At 76.6% G+C, this 3544-nt stretch carries 4 protein-coding genes; 3 read left to right on the forward strand and 1 reads right to left on the reverse strand.

Annotated elements, in window-relative coordinates:
• Positions 1-186: 186 nt before the first annotated feature.
• Positions 187-519, reverse strand: a complete 333-nt coding sequence (locus F8274_RS30115; protein ID WP_151465729.1) for a hypothetical protein — start codon at positions 517-519, stop codon at positions 187-189.
• 128 nt (positions 520-647) lie between these two features.
• On the opposite strand from F8274_RS30115, the gene F8274_RS30120 reads away from it, so the two are divergent.
• The 3 genes from F8274_RS30120 to F8274_RS30130 all read left to right on the forward strand — a co-directional run bounded on the left by F8274_RS30120 (position 648) and on the right by F8274_RS30130 (position 3487).
• The gene (locus F8274_RS30120) at positions 648-1400 is read left to right on the forward strand and encodes a dienelactone hydrolase family protein (RefSeq protein WP_151465730.1); all 753 of its coding nucleotides are present in this window, start codon (positions 648-650) and stop codon (positions 1398-1400) included.
• Positions 1401-1452: 52 nt separating this feature from the next.
• Complete coding sequence (locus F8274_RS30125) at positions 1453-2088, forward strand: maleylpyruvate isomerase family mycothiol-dependent enzyme (protein ID WP_225854043.1); 636 nt, start codon at positions 1453-1455, stop codon at positions 2086-2088.
• Between the two features lie 79 nt (positions 2089-2167).
• Positions 2168-3487 carry an FUSC family protein gene (locus F8274_RS30130; protein ID WP_151465732.1) on the forward strand — a complete coding sequence of 440 codons (1320 nt, stop codon included), beginning with the start codon at positions 2168-2170 and terminating at the stop codon, positions 3485-3487.
• Positions 3488-3544 lie beyond the last annotated feature (57 nt).

Genomic DNA, 3544 nt, shown 5'->3' on the forward strand with positions numbered 1-3544 from the left:
CGGCCGGACCGGCCACGCCGGCCAGGCCGGCGGCGACCAGGAGGGCCGTCCCCAACGCGGCGGGATGGCGGCGGCGCCTGGTGTGTGACGAAACGGGAATCATCGTCCCTCCCTTCCGAACTCCTATCCCCGGAAGGTAGGTCACGGAAGAAGAAAAGTCTGCGCGTTCGTCCGGTTTCTGCCCGGTCAGGCGACCCGGGGCGCCGGCTGGGTCGGCAGGGCCACGCGCCGGGCCGAGATGTCGCCCGTGCGCTCGACGGACGGCTCCGGGACCGGGGCCGTGCCCTCGGCGGCGGCCGTTCCCGGCCCGGCCGGGTCGCTCCCGTCGCCGGCGCCGCGGACGGCGGTGAGCAGCGCGACCAGCCGGTCCACGTCGGCGGCGGGCATCCGGAACGAGCCGCGGCACACCGTGCCGCTCCACAGCGACAGCACCACGGCGCCGCGGTCCGCGTGGTAGCTGACCCGCAGCGTCCGGTCCTCGCCGCGCAGGTCGGTGAACAGGTCCCCGAAACCGGGCATCGGTAGCACCTCTCCCATCCACCCAGGATGCCCTTCCGCCGCATCCGGCGGAAGGGCTCGCCGTGCCGGGACCCGGGGGCGGGGGTAGCGTGCACCGCGGAAACGCGCAGCGCAGGGAGGTCCGGAGAGTGCAGACGACGACCGTGGACGTGCCGACCGGCGACGGGGTGGCGGACGCCCTTCTCGCCCGACCCGACGGGGACGGGCCCTTCCCGGCGGTGCTGGTCTTCATGGACGCGTTCGGGCTCCGGCCGAGGATGGCCGAGATGGCCGGGACGATCGCCGCGCGCGGGTACGTCGTGCTGGTGCCGAACCTGTTCCACCGCTTCGGCCGCGCCCCGCTGGTCGACCTCTCCGGCCTGCACGACGAGAACCGGCGCGGCGCGCTGTTCGAGAAGATCTCCCCGATGATCGGCGCGTTGACCCCGGACGTCATCGCCCGGGACACCACCGCCTACCTGGACTTCCTCGCCGCGCAGCCCGGCGTCGCGCCCGGCGCCGCGGCCCTCACCGGCTACTGCATGGGCGGCACCAACGCCCTGCGGGCCGCCGAGGCGCACCCGGACCGGATCGCCGCGGTCGCCGCCTTCCACGCCGGGCGTGTGGTGACCGACGCCCCGGACAGCCCGCACCTGGGTGTCGGCGCGGTGACCGGCGAGCTGTACTTCGGCCACGCCGACCAGGACCCGTCGATGACCGCCGAGCAGATCGCCACCCTGGAGAAGGCCCTGGACGCGGCCGGCGTCACCTACCGTTCGGAGGTCTACGCCGGGGCCCGCCACGGCTACACCCAGTCCGACACCCCGATGTACGACGAGGCGGCCACCGAGCGGCACTGGGCCGCCCTGTTCGACCTGCTCGGCCGCACCTTCCGTCGCTGACCCCGTCCGGCCGGGGGCAGCGGGGGTGGCTGCCGGCGGCCAGAATGGGGCGGTGGAAACCGACCTGCTGCCGATGATCGCCGCCGAGCGGCGCCGGATGGCCGACCTGATCGACTCGCTCACTCCAGCGCAGCTGGACACCCCGAGCCTCTGCGGCTCGTGGACGGTGCGGGAGGTCGCCGGGCACCTGGCATCGCCGCTTGTCGGGTCACGGTGGTCGCTCCTCCCGCTGGTGCTGCGCGCCGGTTTCCGGCTGCACGTGGCGAATGCCCGGCTGGCCCAGCAGGTGGCCCGGAGACCCGCCGCCGAGCTGGCCGCGGCCCTGCGCGAGCACGCGGAGCACCGCTTCCGTCCGCCCGTGGTCGGATACTTCGGCCAGCTCACCGACCTCCAGGTGCACGGGCTCGACATCCGCCGGCCGCTCGGCCTCCCCGCCGACCTGGACCCCGACCGGGTACGCACCTCGCTGGACTTCCTGGCCGGCGGCCGGGCGGTGGGCTTCGTCGACCGGCGCCGGGTGGCCGGGCTGCGATTCGAGGCCACCGACCTGGGCTGGGCGTCCGGAGCCGGTCCGGCGGTGCGGGGCACCGGTGAGGCGATGCTGCTGACGCTGACCGGTCGCCGGGTGGCCCTGCCGGAACTGGACGGCGACGGCGTCGCGGTGCTGGCCGGCCGCTGGGCCGGCTGAGGCCGCGCAGAACCGGCCGGCGGAGCACCCGCGCCGCAACCCGGACGATTCACCCGCGCCGCGCCGGGTAACCGCCGCCATGGCCGACGAGCGCCCCGACACCGTCCGCTCGCCTCTCGACCAGGCCGCCGAGCGAGCCGGGCGGGAGCTGGCCCACGTCCGCGCCGAGGGCTTCGCGGCGGGCCGGCTGCGGCTGCGCCAGCTGGAGGTGACCGTCGTGATCGCCGTCCAGGCCGGGCTGGCCGCGGCGCTCGCCGCGCTGCTCGCCCAGCGCCTGCTCGGGCCCGGCGCGCACGTCTTCGCACCGGCCGCCGCGGTCGGCACCATCGCCACCGCCATCGGCCAGCGGGCCCGGCGCACCTTCGAGCTGCTGGTCGGGGTGGGGCTCGGCATCGTGGTCGGCGACGTGCTGCGCGACCTGCTCGGCTCCGGGTCCTGGCAGACCGGCCTGGTGGTGACCCTGGCCATCGCGACCGCGCTACTGGTCGCCGGGCGCGGCGGCGCCCTGGTCGGCCAGGCCGGCGGTACGGCCGTGCTGATCGCCACCCTCGCCCCCGTCGAACCCGGCCTGGAGCTGCCCCGGATCTTCGACGCGCTGGTCGGCGGCGTGGTCGGCCTCGGCGTGGTGGCGCTGCTGCTGCCGGTCAACCCGCTGCGGGTCCTGGACCGGGCGACCGAGCCGATCGTCACCGCGCTCACCACCGAGCTCGACGCCGTCGCCCGGGCGCTGACCACCCGGGACGCCGACGCGGCCATCCGCTCGCTGGAGCGGATGCGGGGGCTCGACGCCGACGTGGGGCGGCTCAACGACGCGCTCAGCGGGGCCGAGGAGGTGGTCACCCTGGCGCCGGTCCGCTGGCGCCGGCGCGCCCAGTTCCACCGGTACGCGGCCGCCGCGCAACACCTGGAGCGGGTGATCCTCTACGCCCGCTCGGTGGCCCGCCGCTCCGCCACCGCCCTGCAGTACGACGAGCCGATCCCGCCGACCCTGGCCGACGCCGTCACCCGCCTCGGCGAGGCCGTCCGCGTGATGCGCCGCGAGTGCCGAAACGGCGAGGACCTGACCGGCACCCGCCGGCTGGTCCGGGAGAGCGCCGAACTGGCCGGCCGGGCCTGGGCGCAGGGGGTCCGCTCCTTCGGCGACGGCGTGGTCACCGACCTGCGCACGGCCGACAGCGAGCTGCTGCGGGTCACCGGGTGCGACCCGGACGACGCCAACCGGATGGTGCGCACGGCGGCCGGCGCGGGCGAGGCGGAACTGCGCCCGCCGCTGCGGGCACACCTGTCCCGGGCGGTTCCGCACACCCCGCGGGCCCGGCGGCGGACCCGGATGGCCCGGCGCAGGCGGGCCCGCCCCGACGCGTTCCGCCCGCCGACGCGCACGCCCCGCCCGAGCTGAACCTGCCCGCTGACCGCCGGCGAACCGGAGCCGAGCAGGTCGCGCAGCACGTCGCCG

Origin of the sequence: Micromonospora sp. AMSO31t, from assembly GCF_008868175.1 — a bacterium.
Classification (GTDB): domain Bacteria; phylum Actinomycetota; class Actinomycetes; order Mycobacteriales; family Micromonosporaceae; genus Micromonospora.

What these genes read in the sequence shown, in the direction of transcription:
- F8274_RS30130 (WP_151465732.1), top strand. Translation starts at nt 2,168, where the DNA reads ATGGCCGACGAGCGCCCCGACACCGTCCGCTCGCCTCTCGACCAGGCC.
- F8274_RS30115 (WP_151465729.1), bottom strand. Translation starts at nt 519, where the DNA reads ATGCCCGGTTTCGGGGACCTGTTCACCGACCTGCGCGGCGAGGACCGG.